Here is a 19,491-nt window from a genome sequence, read left to right on the forward strand (position 1 = left end):
GATGCCGACCATGAATGTACTCCACCAACCGTACTGGAGCACGATGGGCCCGCTCATCGTCGTCGTCATCACCGCGTTTGTCGTGATGATTCTGGAGTTCCTGTTCCAGAAAGGCGACAGGCGCTGGCTCGCTGGCGTGTCGTTCGTCGGCGTCGCCGTAGCGCTGGTAGTTGCGCTCTTGCAGTACGGCCATACGCAGACCTTGGCACTGCATGGCCAAGCAGCCCCAACGGTGCTGAACACGGTTGTTGCAGACGCCTTCGGCAACATTTTCAGCGTGCTGCTGCTCATCTCCGCGCTGCTCATCCTGCTGTTCACGATGGACTACGCGACCAAGCACAAGGTCGCTGCCGAGCACACTTACCTCATCTTGTTTGCAATCGCCGGCGGTCTCGCGATGGCCACCGCGATTGACCTTGTGACCTTGTACGTCGGCCTCGAACTGCTGTCAGTTTCGAGTTACGTGCTCGTCGCGCTGCGTAAACGCGCCGTCAAGTCGGTCGAGGGCGCCGTCAAGTATCTCATTATGGGATCGATTGGTTCCGCCGTATTGCTCTACGGCATGTCATTCATTTACGGCATCTCCGGCACGACCAACCTCGACTCGCTCGGCCAGGCAGGGCCGACGCTGTGGGCAAACTACCCGGCTGTCGTGCTGCTGTCGTTCCTACTCATGCTCGCTGGGATGGGCGTGAAGTTGTCGTTCGTGCCGTTCCACATGTGGACGCCTGACACTTACGAAGGGGCTCCGGCTCCAATCAGCGCGTTCCTCGCAACGCTGTCCAAGACTGCTGCGTTCGCGATGCTAGTGCGCATGCTGCTCTACGTCTTTAACGCAGCCGGACCGCATATTTACTTCTGGGCGGCGATTCTCGCGGCCGTGACGATGATTGTCGGTAATCTCATTGCTTTGCCACAGCGCAACATGAAGCGTTTGCTTGCATTCTCAAGTGTCGCGCAGGCCGGTTACGTCCTCGTTCCGTTCGCGCTGTTTGGCACCATTGACCCAGCGTCTACGAGTGGCGCAACCATCCAACTTGCAGACTGGTCAAGCTTGTTCTCGACCATCACGTTCTACCTCTTCGCCTACACGTTTATGACCATCGGCGCCTTTGCGATTGTGCACCTCGTGTCGTATGCGCGTCAGTCGCACGACGATGAAGCGCTCGTCGGGCTCTACCGCAGGTCGCCGTGGCTCGCCATCGCACTGACCGTATTCATCCTGTCCATGGCTGGTGCACCACTGACTGCCGGATTTATCGGGAAGTTCTACATCTTCACCGATACGCTTCACCTCGGCTACGCATGGCTAGGTATCATCCTGTTTGGCACCAGCGTGATCTCGTTCTTTTACTACATCGGCTGGCTCAAGAAAGTGTTCCGCTCAGACCTCGGCGACGCACCGGATTGGAAAATTCGTCGGCAGTTGTTGCGCGAAGCGGGCTACGTGACGACCGGCGGCCGTGTGCCGGCGGATGCTGCGGACGGTGCAGCAGGGTCAGGCACGGCACGGCTCAGCACGGCGGGTGCAGGAACCGCGGGGGGTGCGGGTGCCGCCGCTGCTACTGCTGCCGCAGCGGTCTCTCTGTCGCCAGACATCGCCCCAATTCGGGTCAGTCCGGTGATGCACGTCTTGCTTGGAGTGTGCGTAGCGGGTACGCTGGTGCTCGGCTTCGTTCCGTCGTCGCTGTTGCATGTGTTGGTGAGTGCCCAGTGGTTCTAGGAAGGCAGGGTGTCGCGTAATGCCAAACGGCACATTGCCGGGAGTGACGAGCGCTAACGCAGCGCTCGTCGGGATCGACGGGATGGTCTTCATCGCTGCTTTCCTCGGCGGCATGTACCTGACCTGGCGGGCAATCGGGATTCTGCGTTGGGATAAGTTCACGGTCGACCCGTTTGGCCCGCAGGCGAGGCTTTTGCGCGTGCTCATCGCGCTCGTCGGCGGCCTCATCTTCGGATGGGTGATTGTGCTCTTTATCCTTGCGACGCAGTTGCTCAAGCTGGTGTAATTGCACCAGATTCGTGCGCTGTAGAGGGTCAACAGGCCGCAGCAGCGACCGCGCGACTGCTTGCGACATTTTCCTATTTTGACGTGCAGGAATCAGAACGTCGTAAGTAGAAAACATTAAGGTGGAGTATGTATATGAGGCGGCGCATGACTGCACGTTTCTGAGAGCTTCACAAACATGCCAGCAAGGCGTTCCAGCTAAGCGTTTCAACAAGGCGTTCCAGTAAGGCGTTCCAACAAGCATTCCGTCGCGTTTGTCGTGGTAGGTCCCTGTGCGCTGACGTCTAAACAGATTTGAATCCCGTACAATGGGTATACCCCCACAACTCAGAAATTGCATCGAATCCTGTAATGGATCTCGATTCTCGCCTGCAGCCACGCTTGCTGTAAGGCAGTTGGTGACACGGAGGTTTCTCGCAGTGACCAGAATGATTATCGAAGGCGGGCGACGGCTAGAGGGCCGCGTTCGCGTCAGCGGCGCCAAAAACGCTGTACTACCGATTCTCGCTGCCAGCACGCTGGCTTCATCAGGACTCAGCACGATTGATGACGTGCCGGACTTGCTAGATGTGGCGCACATGATGGACACCGTGGCCGCCATCGGGGCGACAGTCCGTCGAGCCAATGGCAGTGTACGCATCAACGCCGAGAGTATCTGGAGTACGGAACCGCCGTACGACCTCGTGCGTCGAATGCGGGCGTCTTTTGTCGTCGCCGGACCGCTCTTGTCCCGCTTCGGAACCGCGACCATCGCGCTTCCTGGCGGTTGCAACATCGGCCCACGGCCGGTCGACTTGCATATTAAAGGATTTGAGGCGATGGGCGCTACGGCGAGCATCGACAGTGGCGCTGTCCGTCTGCAGGCACCTAAGGAAGGACTGCACGGGGCGCGCATCTACCTCGACATCCCGAGCGTCGGCGCGACGCAAAACATCATGATGGCTGCCTGCCTCGCGAACGGACAGACTATCATTGAGAACGCTGCGAAAGAACCGGAGAACGTCGATCTCGCCAACTACCTGAACGCCATGGGCGCTCACGTGCGCGGCGCAGGAACGGACACCATTCGGATCGACGGCGTGAAGAGTATGCATGGTGCGAATCACACAGTCATCCCAGACCGCATTGAAGCGGGTACATTCCTGCTCGCAGGCGCCGTGATCGGCAATGGCGTCTACGTGGAGAACGCCGTATCGGAGCACATCATGTCGCTCATTGCCAAGCTTGAAGAGGCAGGGGCGAAAATTGAAGATCACGTCTCTGGCATTCGGGTCTGGCCTGTCGAACGCGGCCGCCTGCGCAACCTGGACGTGAAGACGCACTACTACCCGGCGTACCCGACAGACCTGCAGGCGCAGATGGTCGCCGGGCTCACGACAGCGTTCGGGACGAGCACCATTTCCGAGACTGTGTTCGAAAACCGCTTCATGCACGTTGCCGAACTGCAACGCATGGGCGCTGAGATTCACATTGAAGGACGCACGGCCATCATCAATGGCACGGAGCGCCTGTCCGGTGCGACGGTAACAGCGACCGACCTGCGCGCAGGCGCAGCTCTCGTCATCGCCGGCCTGATGGCCGAAGGCCAGACCGAGGTACTTGGCCTGCATCACATTGATCGCGGCTATGACAACCTGGTCGGCAAACTTCAGTCCCTTGGCGCCCGCATCCGCCGCGTCGATGACGACGACGAAGGCACAGCGCGTGCTCTGCTGAAGCGCACCGGCTCGATGTAGGTGCGCCGCGAGCATGCTCGGGTGAGGCGTGATGCGTGCGTGCGTGGGGCGAGCATGCTCGGGTGAGGCGCGTGGCGTGCGTGCGTGGGGCGAGCATGCTCGGGTGAGGCGTGAGGCGTGAGGCGTGATGCGAAAGATGAGAGGTTAGCGACGCTGGCGTCGCTAATCCACCAATTAAGCCCGGCACGGTCGGCCACGGTCGCGCTGAGTGTCGAAAATGTCGCTAATGACCGCCAAACGGGGTCGATAGCGACATTTTTACCGTAGACGCGGCGTCGGCGAGGGAAAAGATGAAAGGTTAGCGACGCAGGCGTCGCTGATCGACCAAATTCAAGCGCACCAGGTCGCGCTGAGTGTCGAAAATGTCGCTAATGACCGCCAAACGGGGTCGATAGCGACATTTTTACCGTAGACGCGGCGTCGGCGAGGGAAAAGATGAAAGGTTAGCGACGCAGGCGTCGCTGACCGACCAAATTCAAGCGCACCAGGTCGCGTTAAGTGTCGAAAATGGTTACTACTCAGGTACCCGCTGAGTCCAGGCTAGAAATAGCTGGACTCAGCGGTCTTTTGTTTGTAGAATGGTGGTATGCAGATACAAGGACGCCACCTTACCGAACAAGATATTGCATGGATACGTGAACTCATCCATTGTCACCCTGACTGGAATCGCACTCGGTTATCGCGCGAACTGTGTGCGACTTGGAACTGGACAAACGGCAATGGCCAGCTAAAAGACATGGCCTGTCGTACCATGTTGCTCAAACTTGAGCGACTGAAATACATTCGACTTCCAGCCCCTCGCGCCGTCGGCGTTGGAAACGCGACAAGAATCGTTCGTTCCGTTGCCCATGACACTACCCCCGTTTCGGGTCCCTTGCGAGATCTGTTGCCGCTGCGAATCGAGATTGTAAAGACATCCGCATCATCAGTTTTGTTCCGACATTTGCTCGCCGCATATCATTACCTGGGATTCTGCGGCGCGGTCGGTGAAAACATGAAGTATCTTGTCTACGACCGGTACGGACGCCCATTAGCGTGCCTGCTCTTTGGGTCTGCTGCTTGGAAAGTTGCGCCACGCGACGCGTGGATTCGCTGGACACCGGGTGTTCGTCGGAATTCCTTATCCCTTGTGACAAACAACATGCGCTTTCTCATCCTCCCTTGGGTCACCGTTCCCAATCTGGCTAGTCATCTCCTCAGCCGCATCGCCAGTCGCATCTGCCGAGACTGGATGGACAAGTATGGTCATCCGGTGCACCTGCTGGAGACGTTTGTCGAACAGCAACGATTCCGTGGCACGTGCTACCGGGCTGCTAACTGGATTCAAGTCGGCCAGACGCAAGGGAGAAGCCGCAATGACACGCACCATACCTTGAGCGTTACACGCAAGGATGTTTATGTGTATGCCCTGGTGCCCAATGCAAGGGAGGTACTTTCGAATGGAATTTGAACTGGAATTTAAAGCAATGGAACGTGAATGCATTTTGCAAGTATATGAACAGGGACCTGATGCGGTTGTTGATTTGGTACGAGGACTCGTAGCTATCGTTGAGCAACAGGCGGCTGAAATCCGCGAGTTAAAAGAGCGTGTAAGGGTCCTCGAGAGCCAAGTGAACCAGAACAGCCGCAATTCCAGTAAGCCTCCATCTAGTGATGGATTTCGTAAACCAACGAATTCACGCCAGCCGGGTGGTAAGAGAGGCGGCCCCAAAGGGCATAGCGGGCACACTCTGCTCATGAGCAAGACCCCCGATGAGGTCATCGTCCACAAGCTTAACGCCTGTCCCAACTGTGCCGCATCGTTGGAAACGGTAGCCACGAAGGGCCTCGTGAAACGTCAGGTATTCGACTTGCCCGCACCTCGTCTCGTTGTGACAGAGCACCAAGCCGAGGAAAAGCGCTGTCCCTGCTGCAATACATTGCAACGTGCCAGCTTCCCGGATGGCGTCAAAGCTCCAGTGCAGTATGGGGATGGATTTGCAGCATGGACCACATATTTAAATGCCTATCATATGCTCCCTTTAGACCGAATCGGACAGTTCTATGCCGACCTAACTGGACAACGGCCCAGTGAAGCGACCCTGTTGAGCCAATTAGAGAGCATGGCGGGTGCCGTGGAGTTAAGCGCCATCCCCGTCATTCGGGAGAACTTGTGCAATGCGCCGCTGCTCCATACCGACGAAACGGGTGTACGTATCGTCAACAAACAACATTGGTTGCATGTCGTGTCCAATCCAGAATGGACGCTCATGGACACTTATCCACAGCGTGGTACCGGCGCGATTGAAGGCATGGGGATACTGGACACCTTTAAGGGCGTCGTCGTTCATGACTGCCTCTCGGCCTACTTCCGACCCATCTACTCATTTGAGCATGCGCTATGCAATGCTCACCTCCTGCGCGAATGTCAAGGTATCCTGGACAATGATGGACATCAGTGGGCTAAGCAGATGAAGGAATTGCTCCGAGGCGCTTGGAAGCTCACTAGGGACGCCCGGGAGAAGGGTCTCCCGCTCGCTGATGAAACCATTGCCGAGATTGAGACGGCTTACGATGCCATTCTTGAGCTAGGCAAAACTGAATGGGCGCTGGATCCTGTGCCGACGAAAACAGGACCACGTGGACGAAAGTGCAAAAGCAAAGCCGCTAATTTAGGACAGCGATTTGAGTCGCACAAGGAGTCCATCCTTCGCTTCCTTTGGGATGCGAACGTGCCCTTTGACAACAACCAGGCGGAACGGGACATTCGGATGACCAAGGTGAAACAGAAGGTCTCCGGGCTCTTTCGTACACAGGAGGGCGGTAAGACCTTCTCCGTACTCCGCAGCCTTATCTCTAGCCTGTTAAAACAGAACCTTCCTCTACTTCCTTCCCTGGTTTCGGTCCTTCGTGGCCAGCCGGTCTTCGCAGGGACCTGACAAAAGTAGCCCAAAAAGTCTGTCGCAAGGGGTGTCCTCAACACCCCCTTTTGGGGTGCCTTGCGACGGGGTACCTGAGTAGTAACCGAAAATGTCGCTAATGACCACCAAACGGGGTCGATAGGTGTCAATTTGACACTTAGCTGAGAGGACGCCGTGCCGTAGGTGTCAATTTGACACTTACCTGAGAGGACGTCACCCTGTAGGTGTCAATTTGACACTTAGCTGAGAGGACGCCGCGCTGCAGGTGTCAATTTGACACTTAGCTGAGAGGACGCCGTGCCGTAGGTGTCAATTTGACACTTACCTGAGAGGACGTCGCCCTGTAGGTGTCAATTTGACACTTAGCTGAGAGGACGCCGCGCTGCAGGTGTCAATTTGACACTTAGCTGAGAGAACGCCGCGCTGCAGGTGTCAATTTGACACTTACTTACCTGCGAATGAGTGAGCATGCGTGAGATATCGCTTAATCGGGAGGGCGCGACATTTTTACCGTTGCCTCGGCCGTTGACGCAGCGTCGGCGAGGCCAAAGATGAAAGGTTAGCGACGCAGGCGTCGCTAATCCACCAAATTCAAGCGCACCAGGTCGCGTTGAGTGTCTCCCACCCTAGCGAAACTCTACGGACCACAGCTAGCGCCCACTCGACTTTCACAGCATTACCGCACATATTCTCCCTATCGACCTCATATCGTTCTACTAGACAAACTACTAGTCAGTGGCCGCGGCCTAGGCACAGCAGTACGGCCAGAGGTACACGACGAACGGAGGTTGATCCCGCTTGCAACACCCACCGGAGCCACCATCTCGTACTGCAACTGTCATTCGGATCAAGGACTCCATCAAATCGCGCAACAAACGCCGCCGTCTCGTCAAGGCCGTGCGCGCTGCGACGGAGGCCGCCATGGAGCAGGCAAACCCAGGCACACACGCCTCGTCCGCCAGAGGAGTGGCAGGTCCCCCGTCCCGCAGACATACAGCCAGCCGGCGTAGGTTTCGCGCTGGTACCTGGGCCGCGACTACTTCCGACCAGGCCGCCGGCTCCGCTCGGACCGCTGCCGGGACTGCCCGCGCCGCCGCCGGCTCCGCTCGTGCCGCTGCCGGAGTTGCTCGAGATGTCCTCACCGTCCGGACGGCTCGGGTCGCGCAGGCCGTCCAAGCAAAGTTTGGCGCCACGACCCGTGGCGCCACCCAATCCGAGTCCGAAACGTCGCAGCAGATTCGCTTCGTTCGCACTAGTGATCCCGGCGGTACCGCCCGCTTTGTCTGCACTTCGGACACCACCTCGCGCACGCACGCCCGGTTCCGCAAAGGTGCGTATGGCGGACAGACTGGTGCCCATTCCGCGGCAACTGCAGCGTCGTCTGCAGCCGACGCCGTCAACTGGCTTGCCCGCCTGTTCGTCAGCGGCTTCTCCAACCTCCTCGCAAGCCGCGCTTTGAGGAGGTTGGCGGGGCCGCTGAGGCGAATCGAGATCGAGCGGCCGACAAAAGTGATCCTCGCCCTGACCGGCGTGTTCGCCGCGCTCATCTGTGTGCCGGCCGTAAGCGCATGGTCCATCCATCGGACGAGCCCCGACTTGGTCGGGCGCTGGATCAACAGTGTCGACGCCCAGACGACCATCTCCGTCTACCGCATTGGCTCGGGCACAGTCAGCCACGTGCCGCTGAACAACTACATTGTCAACGTGCTCGCCGCTGAGCTTCCGCCGACCGCGCCCATGCAGTCTCTCGAGGCTGCGGCAGTCGCCACGCGCACCTACATCGTGTACCTGATGGCGCACAAAGGCGCCGCCATCACGTCGATTGCCGCCCAACACGGCGCACTGGTGACGGACGACCCGCTGCTCGACTTGCCGTGGCTGACCGAGGCGCAGCAGGTGCAAAAGTACGGAGCCAACGACGCGACCTACACAGCGCGGTTGCAAGAGGCCGTGATCGCGACAGACGGCAAGGTGTTGACCTACCAAGGCAGCCCCATCCCGGCATTCATGTTCGCCCTCTCCCCCGGGCGCACCCGCAACGCGTCCGCAGTGTTTGGCCGCAACATGCCGTACCTGCCGTCGGTTGCCTGCCCGGCTGACCAGGCCGATCCAGCTGCCACCCGCACGCTCACCTTCACTCCGGCGCAGCTCGCCTCCCACCTCGGGCTCGCATCCGGCACCGCGGCGACTGGCGGCACGGCGAGTGGCGGTGCCAGCACAACCGGCGGTGCTGGGGCCAGCACGAGCACGGGTGGTGCCAGCACGAGTGCCACCAGCAAGACCGGCGCCAGCAAGACCGGCGCCGCGAAGACTGGCGTGACGACGACCGGGATCCCGAAAACCAGCACCTCCCCATCTCGCACTAATACAGCAGCGGCTGGCACTGCGGCATCTCGCACGGGCGCGCTCAACCCTGCGGCCTTCACCGTATCGTCGCGGGGGAGTGAGGGCTTCGTCCAAACTATTAATATGAAGGGAAGTCTGCGGGCGTGGACCGGCATCGACTTTGCCAACCGACTGGGACTGCCATCGGCCGACTTTACCCTTGCGGTGCAGGGTGGCAATCTAGTCGTTACGACCAGAGGGATTGGCACAGACATTGGCATGAGCCTGCATGAAGCGACGGTGCTCGCGGCGGGAGGTGATAGTTGGAAGGCGATCGTCAGCCACTTCTACCCGGGGACGACCACTGTGTCGGACCTCCCGTTCTTGACAGGGAAGTGAGCGAGCGTGGATTGGGCATCGGGAGGGGGAACGGGAGCGGGAGCGGGAGAAACGGCGGTGCGAAAACCCGATGCGAGACTCGGGTGGGCGATTCGGGCGTGCGATCGCGATGGCGGACCCGGGTGCCTCCCTGCGGCGCCACTCCCCGGTCCGCCTGCGTGTCAGAAGTCTGCAGCCCGCCGACAATAGCGGCACATAACAGCTTATCCGCCAAAAATCGGGGTCGGCGGTGTGCGATAGACGGCTGGCCGCCGCTTATCAGGCTCCGAGGCCCCCAAATTAGGCGCCGGGATCGCTGATAAACGGTTGTGGACAGCCTATTTCCGGAGTTGAGCCTCCCAAACGGGCACATAAGCGGTTCTGTGCGGCTATTATCTGCCCCTCGCGCCGTCGCACCCGCCACGCTGGCCACTGGCCACTGGCCACTGGCCACCCGTCACCGTTCGCATCTAGCATCCCGTTTCGCGCCAGGTTCCGTGCCGTTGTGGCTGACCTGCACTCACGCGTGCACCCGATGCGACGCACGGATGGGCGATTCGGGTGGGCGATTCGGGCGTGCGATCGCGATGGCGGACCCGGGTGCTTCCGGGCGCGGCCACTCGCTGGTCGGCCTGCGTGGCGAAAGTGTGCACATCCCGCCGACAATAGCGGCACATAACAGCTTATCCGCCAAAAATCGGGGTCTGCGGCGTGGGATAGACGGCTGGCCGCCGCTTATCAGGCTCCGGGACCCCCAAATTAGGCGCCGGGATCGCTGATAAACGGTTGTGGACAGCCTATTTCCGGAGTTGAGCCTCCCAAACGGGCACATAAGCGGTTCTGTGCGGCTATTATCTGCCCCTCGCGCCGTCGCACCCGCCACGCTGGCCACCCGCCACGCCGTCGCACCCGTCACGCTGGCCACTGGCCACCCGCCACCCGCATCCAGCACCCCGTTTCGCACTAGGTTCCGTGCAGTTGTGGCTGACCTGCACTCACGCGTGCACCAGCTAATCGGTCATGTGCGTCTATCGCCGCACATCTCGAAGAGTCACGAGCGCTTGGCGCAGGCACAATCCACCAGCTAATCGGTTATGTGCGCCTATCGCCGCACATCTCGAAGAGTTACGAGCGCTTGGCGCCGCGGCAATCCCCCAGGTAGCCCGACCGTGATCCCGTGATGCGTATACAACTCCTTCACCTGCCTGCGCGAATCGCGAGATTTGCGATCTTTGTTACTCTCTTTCTTCCACAGGTATAAGACTCTCGCAACGTGGCGAGAATGGCCTAATGAGGTGAAGGCCATATGGATGAGAAGAAGCATCCGAGTCAACCGTCTAATGGGCAAGAGAACAAAGAGGTTGAGCAGAGTCGTAAGCTAGACAATCAGAAGGTAGATCCGCTCGCTGGCCAGAAGGTCGCGTCGCAAGCCGGATTGAATGCCCAAAAGGGGAGCAAGCACGAGCGCAAATCCAACTCTCCGCGCCGCCTGTTCTCGAAGAAGTGGGCGTACCCGGCAATCTACCTCGGAGCAGCAGCACTGATCATTGGGTTGATGTACGTCAAGTCACAGATGGGGGGCAGCGCGCCGGCGACGAGTAACGCGATCGACACAGGTTCGAGCGTGAACGCGACGACGTCGACGAATACCACCCAGCCATCCCTGCCGACGCTCGCGTGGCCATACGCGTCCGGAACCAGCGTGAAGTTGTCGCTCGGGTTCTTCTCGGACAAGGGATCGGCGAAGACTCAGGCCACCGCACTCGTCAAGTACGACAATGCCTACTATCCACACGAAGGCTATGACCTGAAGTCGCAGAGTGGGCAGCCGTTCCAGGTGACCGCCGCAGCGAGCGGTAAGGTGACAAGCGTCGAGAAGAATCCGCTCTATGGTGAAACTGTCGTTGTAGACAGCGGCAGCGGCTACACGGAGACATACCAGTCGCTCGGCACGACCGAGGTCAAAGTGGGCGACACCGTCTCCCAGGGCCAGGTCATCGGCACCAGCGGCACGAACCAGTTCGAGGCGAGCGCAGGCAACCATCTCTACTTCCAGGTTTCGAAGGATGGTCAGCCGATCGATCCCGCCACAGTCCTCCCGCACGCGTAATCCTGCGCGGGATCAGATGGGACCCGGTCAGATGGGATCCGGTCAGATGGGATCCGGTCAGATGGGACCCGGTCAGGTCCTCGGGATACTCCGGGACCTGGGCAAGAACCAGCCATTCTACAGATGAGCTGTCCGACGAGGCACGCAAGAAGGCCTCGCGGACGGCTCTTTTTTTGTGGAGGTTGTGGGGCGGCATCACAGTCGGCTACTCCGCGCACCTACGTCCTCAGTTGGGGTGGTCGGTGAGCGTGTGGTGAGGGCCGAGTCGCCGAGGGGCCATGGCAGGGATACCGGGTAGGATGCCGGGCGGGATGGCGGGTAGCTGCGGTAGCGCCATAATGGCGCTATGAAGTAATCGCTGGAGGCAATACCGCCATTTTGGCTCGATGAGGGGCCGGTTTGCGCCATATTGGCGCTATGAACGCCCCGCCGGAGGCAATACCGCCATTTTGGCTCGATGAGTAGCCAGTTTGCGCCAAATTGGCGCTATGAACGCCTCGCCGGAGGCAATACCGCCATTTTGGCTCGATGAGGGGCCGGTTTGCGCCATATTGGCGCTATGAACGCCCCGCCGGAGGCAATACCGCCATTTTGGCTCGATGAGCAGCCGGTTTGCGCCATATTGGCGCTATCGTCGAAGTTCGTAGGCCCTTAGCGCCATAATGGCGCTATTGCCATCGTGATCCCGCTCGTATTACGCCAAATTGGCGCTATGAACGCCCCGCCGGAGGCAATACCGCCATTTTGGCTTGATGAGAAGCCAGTTTGCGCCATAATGGCGCTATCGTCGAAGTTCGTAGGCCCTTAGCGCCATAATGGCGCTATTGCCATCGTGATCCCGCTCGTATTACGCCAATATGGCGCTATTCATCGATAGCGCCATATTGGCCGCAGCGTAACGCGATAACCCTTCTCCATAGCGGCCAAATTGGCGCTATGAACGCCCCGCCGGAGGCAATACCGCCATTTTGGCTCGATGAGCAGCTGGTTTGCGCCAAATTGGCGCTATGAACGCCCCGCCGGAGGCAATACCGCCATTTTGGCTCGATGAGCAGCTGGTTTGCGCCACATTGGCGCTATGAACGCCCCGCAGGAGGCGATACCGCCATTTTGGCTTGATGAGCAGCCGGTTTGCGCCATATTGGCGCTATGAACGCCCCGCCGGAGGCAATACCGCCATTTTGGCTCAATGAGCAGCCAGTTTGCGCCATTATGGCGCTATCGTCGAAGTTCGTAGGCCCTTAGCGCCATAATGGCGCAATCGCCATCGTGATCCCGCTCGTATTACGCCAATATGGCGCTATTCATCGATAGCGCCAGTTTGGCCGCAGCGTAGCGCGATAACCCTCCTCCATAGCGCCAGTTTGGCCGTGCCAGGGACTTGCGCCGGAGTACTAGCGGTGGGGGGAACAAAGAATAGGAACGTTAGCGCCGTCGCGGCGCTAACGCCCATCTACTCACGCCGCCAGACTTGCCGCCACGGACGCCGCCACACACGCCGCCAGACTCCAAACACTCAACCGCCACAAGCAACCGATAAACGCTAGCCGCTAACCTCGTGACACATCCGTCGTGATCCCGCGTCCCATATACGTAGCCTCTACTATTGCCCACGCATACGGGTTATTTCCCGACGAGAAAACGAGAGATAGAGAGAGATATAAAGACGAAACAAGCTCTGACAAGCTCTAATCACGTGTCGTGAGGCATACCGTGTACACCCCCTCATATACTGTATCAGACCATTTGGATAAGAAATGGGGAGGCGAGGGGAGTGCATGATTACATCAAGGAGCGTACTCTGAAGATTGGAGAATATATTGTAGAAACCCGGAACACAGTGCGGACGATTGCCCGGGAGTTCGGTGTCTCCAAGAGTACGGTCCACAAAGATCTGACAGAGCGGCTGCCAGAGATTAACCCCGATTTGGCCAACCGGGTCAAGGACATTCTCGAGTATCATAAATCCATTCGCCACCTCCGGGGGGGAGAGGCGACCAAGCTGAAATACCATAAGGACGACGAGGCAGCGGAAGATACTGAGGACTCTTACGAAGTGGCCAAATAGGGATCCGGACTCCATCCGCCACCAGGCTCAATGGCCGTCAGGCTCAATGAGCTACCAAGCTCAATGAGCTACCAGACTCAATGAGCTACCAAGCTCAATGAGCCACCAGGCCCGATACGCCACCAGGCTCAATGAGCCACCAGGCCCGATACGCCACGAGGCTCAATGGGATCCAAGGGGCCTTCGGGCCGCTGGAAAAAATAATGTCGTAAAAACTCAATTTTCATACAAGGAGATCAGAGTAAATTGTAGAAGTTACCACACTGGAGTCTTGCGTACGAGCAGCCAATCTGCACTTGCATTCGCACCCCATTTCGTACTACTTCCCGAGCGGGCAACAACGACCGGTGGACAAAACCGGGATCATTAAACCTGTCTTCGGTTCATGTCGAATGCTGTCGCTCGCAACACAACTCACGTTTCTTGTTGACACCACGTGCCAAACATCATGCAGACATGCACGCCTAGCCAGGGAGGACTCGCCGCAAATGTTATCTCGAGATATTGGTGTTGACTTAGGAACAGCGAACGTGCTCGTACATGTTCAGGGAAAAGGGGTCGTGCTCAACGAGCCGTCGGTCGTGGCTATCGATCAAGTCACGAAACAAGTGGTCGCCGTCGGTGAGGAAGCTCGGCAGATGCTGGGGCGCACCCCCGGCAACATCGTGGCTATCCGGCCGTTGCGTGACGGCGTGATCGCGGATTTCGAAGTCACGGAAATCATGCTCCGGCACTTTATTCGCAAGACGCTCGGCAAAGGTATGATGGTTCGACCGCGGGTCATGATTTGTGTGCCCGCTGGCATTACCTCCGTTGAACAAAAGGCTGTTCGCGAAGCGGCGGAAGCGTGCGGTGTGAAACATGTCGATCTCATTGAAGAACCGAAAGCGGCCGCCATTGGGGCGGGACTCAATATTTTCGAACCGAGCGGCAGCATGGTCGTAGACATCGGTGGCGGGACCACCGACGTCGCAGTGCTGTCGCTTGGTGATGTCGTGACCTCCGCGTCCATTCGCATCGCGGGGGACAAGCTCGACGACGCCATCGTTCGCTACATTAAAAAGGAGTACAACCTCCTCATCGGCGAACGCACAGCTGAAGAGCTGAAGAAGGAATTGGCCACAGTGTACGAAGGCAGCCGCGAGGGCGAGACCGACGTGCGCGGGCGGGACATGATGAGCGGCCTCCCCAAAACCGTCACTGTCCATGCCAACCAAATGCGCCTCGCGCTGATGGAGCCGGTGGAAGCCATCGTCGCCGCGGCGAAGAGCGTGCTCGAGAAAACTCCCCCCGAGCTCGCGGCGGACATCTTCGACAAAGGCGTCATCTTGACCGGCGGCGGAGCCCTCGTCGACGGCCTCGACAAGCTGATGATGGACGAGCTGCAGATCCCGGTCCACATCGCCGAGGATCCGATGAAGTGTGTCGTGATTGGCACCGGCATGTATATCGACAGCCCGTACCGCTTGAAGTCGCATCCGAAGGCGGTAGGCCGTCGGCGCTGGTTCTAGTCGAACCTGGCGCGCGCCGACCCGCCCGCGTGGACTGAGCCAGGCGCGCGCGCCGAAGCTCGCGTGGACTGCCTGGCGCCCGCGCCGACCCGCCCGCGCCGACCCGCCCGCGCCCGGCGCGCAAAGACTGCACAACTCGGACGCGCAATCCCACTCGCGGGATGGTACTCTCAGCTTCCCACTCGCGGAATTCTACTCGCGGCCTCCGGCATCTACCGTCTTTTCGACGGTCGGCGTCGGCAGGCCGCGATTTGTGTATAAAATTTACTTTCCATTTACAAAACATTCATTGGTAATTTACGTTGAGACACTAGGATACAAAGCAGGAACTGTTTCATACTTAATGCGAATCCTCAGTGAGGGAGGTGGAGGTTCATGCAGGAGCTATCCTGCGTGAATCCGAAAACGTATGTCGCAGAATCAAAGCGTCGCGGAAGCGCTCAATGAAGCGCCACTTGGTTTGTTTCATCTGCGAGCGGTCATTACAGCAGGTCTCGGTTTCTTTACAGATGCGTACGACCTATTCATCATTGGTGCGGCACTTTCCGTGATCAAGACCCAGTGGCACCTGACTAGTACACAGGTTGGGTGGGTTGGCAGTGCGACGTTGATTGCGACCTTTGTTGGCGCATTTCTGTTTGGTCGCCTCGCCGATGTCTATGGACGTAAAAAACTCTACGGCTGGGAAGCCGGCATCATGGCAGTCGGTGCGATTCTGTCGGCCTTTGCTCCCAACGTTACATGGTTGATTATCTTCCGAATTCTCATGGGCGTCGGTATTGGCGGCGACTACCCGACCAGTGCTGTGATTATGTCCGAATTCTCGAACACGAAAGACCGTGGCAAGACAGTCGGTATGGTCTTCTCGATGCAAGCGTTAGGAACGTTGGTCGGTCCAGTTGTCGCCATCACGTTGCTTGGCGCCGGCATACCTGACCACATCGCATGGCGTCTGATGCTCGGCCTTGGCGCGATTCCAGCGCTTGCCGTCATTTACTTGCGCCGCACGTTGCCCGAGTCGCCTCGTTACCTGGCGCAGGTGCGCGGTGATGGTGCCCAAGCTGCGAAAAGCATTCGCGAGTACTCCGACGGACTGGTCACAGTGGACGGTGCAGCTAGCCGGGTGAACCGCATGACGTTTGGTCAGTTCATCACAAATCCCAAGTACCTGCTGATGCTGCTCGGTACTGCAGGAACATGGTTCGTCTTCGACTACGCGTATTACGGCAACACAATCTCTACCAACGCCATCCTCAAACTAGTATCCCCACACTTGTCGCTCATCCAATCCGAGTCGCTGTCTCTGATGATCTTCGCGATTGCCGCCGTACCCGGTTACATCCTGGCATTCTTGTCGATTGACCGAATCGGTCACAAACGACTGCAGTTAATTGGTTTTATAGTGATGGGCCTGATGTTCCTTGGCATCGGCGTCATCCCCGGCATCGTGTCGCACATCGTGCCGTTCATCATTCTCTACGGCATCAGCTACTTCTTCGCTGAATTCGGACCGAACACCACCACATTCGTCATGGCTGCAGAAGTTTTCCCAGTCTCGATGCGGACCACCGGCCATGGCATGTCCGCTGGCATCGCGAAGATTGGCGCGTTCATCGGCGTCTTCATCTTCCCGATTCTGAGCCACAAACTCGGTCTGAACGGAACGCTCGACATCACGTTCGTATTTGCACTCATCGGCATGCTGCTGACCTTGGTTCTGCCAGAGCCAGCGAAGAAGTCGATGGAAAGTATATCTGGGCAAGACCACGCGTCTTCGGCTGTGACCAGAACGACAACGGCCACGGGCGCGTAAACATACCGGTCAGGGAATCGGAGCTGTCGGGTCCGGCATCACTACATTGGCCGTTAGTCATTGCCGCCGACCAGCGCGCCGACCAACTCCGCCAGGCAAGTCGTCTACTCAGTTCGTCGTCAGCTCATACAGGCAGCCTTTGGCAAGTCGCGAAGGCTGCCTGCCGCTATCTTCTGCCAATTTAGTCAATCAGCTAATCCCGGCAATCTATCGCATTTCCGCGTCACTTCGGCGCTCGTCAGGTCACTCGTCTCTTGCACCGCTTCCAGCCCGCCAGTATAATTGCGGTGTGTAGAAGGGGGCTAGGGACGTGAATCTCCCGAACTTATTGACCCTGATTCGCCTTTTTCTGATCCCGGGCTACCTATGGGCATTCTACGCAACAAAGAGCGAGCACAAAGTGGGCGCGCTTATTATATTGTTGTTGGCCGGCGCGACGGACATTCTCGACGGATACATAGCTCGCCACCGTGGACAGGAAACACAGGTCGGCCAGTTGCTCGATCCGCTCGCGGACAAGCTGATGATGGTAGCCGTCCTGTTCTCCCTGATTGAGTCTGGTCGTGTCCCCTGGCTGTGGGCCGGATTGCTCGTTTTCCGCGACGTCGTGATGATTGTCGGCGCAACCTTTTTCCACTTCCAAGGTAAACGAGCCGTGCCCAAAGCCAACAAGTGGGGTAAAGCCACCACCGTCGCGTATTACATCACCGTCTGCGCCATCATCCTCGCACTGCCGACAACGTCAGCCGGCGCGTGGTTCATGGGCTTTACGGTCATATTATCGTACATAACCAGCGTGATTTATGTAGCGAGCATGCAGATTATCGACATCCATCGCCGCGTACTCTAATGGCCGATTGCCTGTGCCCGACGTAAAGCGACAGTGCCGTTGCTGTCCGCACGGATGAATGTAAGTCAGGCCTTGGGTGTCGCCGCACCCGTTGGCAAGCAGCGCGGACAGCAGGCACCTATGGGAACCCCCGCGGGAGGATTGCTGCTATTGTGTGGAGCGGGCGGGGGATGTATGTCGGTACAATCCACTGCCGGAGGCACATTCTGGTCGTTGCCCGAACCGGACAACCCAGCATACGTCGCGCGGCTGTTCACGTCGCAGATACTCTGGGTTGCCGTTCACCCGCTTCATCACTACATCCGAAGAGGAGTGCCGCCATTTATGGACCTCACGTTGCCCCTATATGCGGAGGACATCCGCCGCATTTTGCCACATCGCTACCCGTTTCTGCTAGTCGATCGCGTCACCGAACTCGAACTTGGTAAACGCGCCGTTGGCTACAAGATGGTGACCGCCAACGAGCCGCATTTCACCGGTCACTTCCCCGAGTACATGCTGATGCCAGGCGTCCTCATCGCTGAGGCGATGGCACAGCTTGGCGGCATCGCGGTGCTCTCCCTACCGGAGATGGCTGGCAAGCAGCCGATGTTTGGCGGGATCGACAACATGCGTTTTCGCGGCCAGGTTCGCCCGGGCGACAAGCTTGAGATGGACGTCACGATTGACCGTCTGCGTGCGTCGATGGGCAAAGGCCACGGCGTTGCGATGGTGGACGGCAAGGTTGTCTGCGAAGGCGAAATGGTGTTCGCGCTCGGCTGACAAATGCCGCCGGCACCTTACACGCCGCAACGCGCAGTGGGCAGCTGGCTAAGGCAGCACTCGGGCAGCTCTCAGAGCGCTCAGTCAGCGCTCAGTCAGCGCTCCTTTTGAGACCAGGGCGGGCAGGCCGGAGCTTGAAGGCTACAACCGCTCCGGCAACGCACCGCCCCGTGCGAACAGCCCACCGCCCACCGCACGCAGGCAACGCCCCATGCGATACCGCCCGCCCAGCCCGCTTCGACGTCTTTCTCTTTACTCCGTCCACACCTTGCGCAGCTTGCGGAACGCCCGTTTGCGCCAGGTCTTCACCGTTTCAACCGACACCCCTTGTTCCTTGGCTATCTCGCTGCACGACAGGCCCATCAACTGCCCTCGTATGCTCTGTGCCTCGCGTGGGCTAAGGTGCGCCGCCTCCATCATCATCCGCAGTTCTACGCCGGCCATTCCGCTGCTGCGCCCCAGCCAATCGGACCCGTCGTCCAGGTGGTAGTCCTGGAGCGCGACACTGCGCGCCTCGACGGTCCACAGGCGGCGCATTGCCGTTCGCACGTCGCCTTGGACGTGCGACTTCGCGTAGGCTGCGAACGGGACGCCGCGCGCCGGGTTGTATGACCCAGTGCACTCGAGCAAGGATAGGTAACCTTCTTGGAGGGCATCCTCGTAGGCGACGTGGCGGTACCGTGACGCTGTCGCGCGGATTAATGGAGTAAACGCATCCATGACGGCGACTTGTGCCGCGTTGTCGCCGTCTTGCGCCCACGCCACCAGTTCTTCAACTAGCCAGCGTTCTGTCCTATCTTTCATACTTCTCGCTCCCACCTGGGAGACCGGCCTCCTGCAAATTACGCGCAGATGAAGCATAGACGCGGCGCCGACCCGCGTCGAACGGTGAGTGGGGCGGAGTCAGTTACCAGGACTAGGCAAATTGTCCTAGTCTATTGGGGGCATTTACAATTAGTAGATAATCGTTGCTATACTGGTGGCTGTAAGCATCTTACGGGTTCAAGCATTGGCCGATGCAAGCGAGTGC

The 19,491-nt window shown here is 58.8% G+C and carries 13 protein-coding genes; 12 read left to right on the top strand and 1 reads right to left on the bottom strand.

Annotated features, from left to right (window positions below; translation table 11 throughout):
- The first annotated feature begins 1 nt into the window (after window position 1).
- From JC200_RS12395 to fabZ, 12 genes are all read left to right on the top strand, one after another.
- A complete protein-coding gene (locus JC200_RS12395) occupies window positions 2-1,723 on the top strand; it encodes an NADH-quinone oxidoreductase subunit N (RefSeq protein ID WP_274432010.1) in 1,722 nt (573 codons plus the stop codon).
- A 19-nt stretch (window positions 1,724-1,742) separates the two neighbouring features.
- Window positions 1,743-2,009: a DUF1146 domain-containing protein gene (locus tag JC200_RS12400; protein WP_274432011.1), complete on the top strand. Its 267-nt coding sequence runs from the start codon at window positions 1,743-1,745 to the stop codon at window positions 2,007-2,009.
- Between the two features lie 418 nt (window positions 2,010-2,427).
- Window positions 2,428-3,744 (top strand): UDP-N-acetylglucosamine 1-carboxyvinyltransferase, encoded by a 1,317-nt coding sequence (gene murA / locus JC200_RS12405; protein WP_274432012.1) that lies wholly within the window; start codon window positions 2,428-2,430, stop codon window positions 3,742-3,744.
- Between the two features lie 586 nt (window positions 3,745-4,330).
- Window positions 4,331-5,194, top strand: a complete 864-nt coding sequence (locus JC200_RS12410; RefSeq protein WP_274432013.1) for a Druantia anti-phage system protein DruA — start codon at window positions 4,331-4,333, stop codon at window positions 5,192-5,194.
- Window positions 5,184-6,662, top strand: a complete 1,479-nt coding sequence (gene tnpC / locus JC200_RS12415) for an IS66 family transposase (RefSeq protein WP_274432014.1) — start codon at window positions 5,184-5,186, stop codon at window positions 6,660-6,662. Before JC200_RS12410 ends, tnpC begins: the two co-directional genes overlap by 11 nt.
- Window positions 6,663-7,442: 780 nt before the next feature.
- Window positions 7,443-9,368, top strand: coding sequence for a SpoIID/LytB domain-containing protein (locus tag JC200_RS12420; protein WP_274432015.1), 1,926 nt, complete (start codon window positions 7,443-7,445; stop codon window positions 9,366-9,368).
- Between the two features lie 1,285 nt (window positions 9,369-10,653).
- Window positions 10,654-11,457 (top strand): M23 family metallopeptidase, encoded by an 804-nt coding sequence (locus JC200_RS12425; protein WP_274432016.1) that lies wholly within the window; start codon window positions 10,654-10,656, stop codon window positions 11,455-11,457.
- 1,774 nt (window positions 11,458-13,231) lie between these two features.
- A complete protein-coding gene (gene spoIIID, locus JC200_RS12430) occupies window positions 13,232-13,525 on the top strand; it encodes a sporulation transcriptional regulator SpoIIID (protein WP_274432017.1) in 294 nt (97 codons plus the stop codon).
- Between the two features lie 488 nt (window positions 13,526-14,013).
- Window positions 14,014-15,036, top strand: coding sequence for a rod shape-determining protein (locus tag JC200_RS12435; protein WP_274432018.1), 1,023 nt, complete (start codon window positions 14,014-14,016; stop codon window positions 15,034-15,036).
- A gap of 409 nt (window positions 15,037-15,445) precedes the next feature.
- Entirely contained in the window at window positions 15,446-16,849 is a 1,404-nt protein-coding gene (locus JC200_RS12440; RefSeq protein WP_274432019.1) for an MFS transporter, read from the top strand.
- A 310-nt stretch (window positions 16,850-17,159) separates the two neighbouring features.
- Window positions 17,160-17,699: a CDP-alcohol phosphatidyltransferase family protein gene (locus JC200_RS12445; protein ID WP_274432020.1), complete on the top strand. Its 540-nt coding sequence runs from the start codon at window positions 17,160-17,162 to the stop codon at window positions 17,697-17,699.
- A gap of 324 nt (window positions 17,700-18,023) precedes the next feature.
- Window positions 18,024-18,461: a 3-hydroxyacyl-ACP dehydratase FabZ gene (fabZ, locus tag JC200_RS12450; RefSeq protein ID WP_274436537.1), complete on the top strand. Its 438-nt coding sequence runs from the start codon at window positions 18,024-18,026 to the stop codon at window positions 18,459-18,461.
- Between the two features lie 252 nt (window positions 18,462-18,713).
- Here the strand turns inward: fabZ and JC200_RS12455 are convergent, their stop codons facing one another.
- Window positions 18,714-19,265, bottom strand: a complete 552-nt coding sequence (locus tag JC200_RS12455; protein ID WP_274432021.1) for an RNA polymerase sigma factor — start codon at window positions 19,263-19,265, stop codon at window positions 18,714-18,716.
- Window positions 19,266-19,491 lie beyond the last annotated feature (226 nt).

The sequence above is a fragment of the Alicyclobacillus sp. ALC3 genome (assembly GCF_028751195.1).
Lineage (GTDB): Bacteria > Bacillota > Bacilli > Alicyclobacillales > Alicyclobacillaceae > Alicyclobacillus_L.

Excerpts from the sequence above, each read along its gene's own strand:
- JC200_RS12395 (WP_274432010.1), top strand. The coding sequence starts at position 2 with ATGCCGACCATGAATGTACTCCACCAACCGTACTGGAGCACGATGGGC.
- JC200_RS12400 (WP_274432011.1), top strand. The coding sequence starts at position 1,743 with ATGCCAAACGGCACATTGCCGGGAGTGACGAGCGCTAACGCAGCGCTC.
- JC200_RS12410 (WP_274432013.1), top strand. The coding sequence starts at position 4,331 with ATGCAGATACAAGGACGCCACCTTACCGAACAAGATATTGCATGGATA.
- tnpC (WP_274432014.1), top strand. The coding sequence starts at position 5,184 with ATGGAATTTGAACTGGAATTTAAAGCAATGGAACGTGAATGCATTTTG.
- JC200_RS12425 (WP_274432016.1), top strand. The coding sequence starts at position 10,654 with ATGGATGAGAAGAAGCATCCGAGTCAACCGTCTAATGGGCAAGAGAAC.
- JC200_RS12435 (WP_274432018.1), top strand. The coding sequence starts at position 14,014 with ATGTTATCTCGAGATATTGGTGTTGACTTAGGAACAGCGAACGTGCTC.
- JC200_RS12440 (WP_274432019.1), top strand. The coding sequence starts at position 15,446 with ATGTCGCAGAATCAAAGCGTCGCGGAAGCGCTCAATGAAGCGCCACTT.
- fabZ (WP_274436537.1), top strand. The coding sequence starts at position 18,024 with ATGGACCTCACGTTGCCCCTATATGCGGAGGACATCCGCCGCATTTTG.
- JC200_RS12455 (WP_274432021.1), bottom strand. The coding sequence starts at position 19,265 with ATGAAAGATAGGACAGAACGCTGGCTAGTTGAAGAACTGGTGGCGTGG.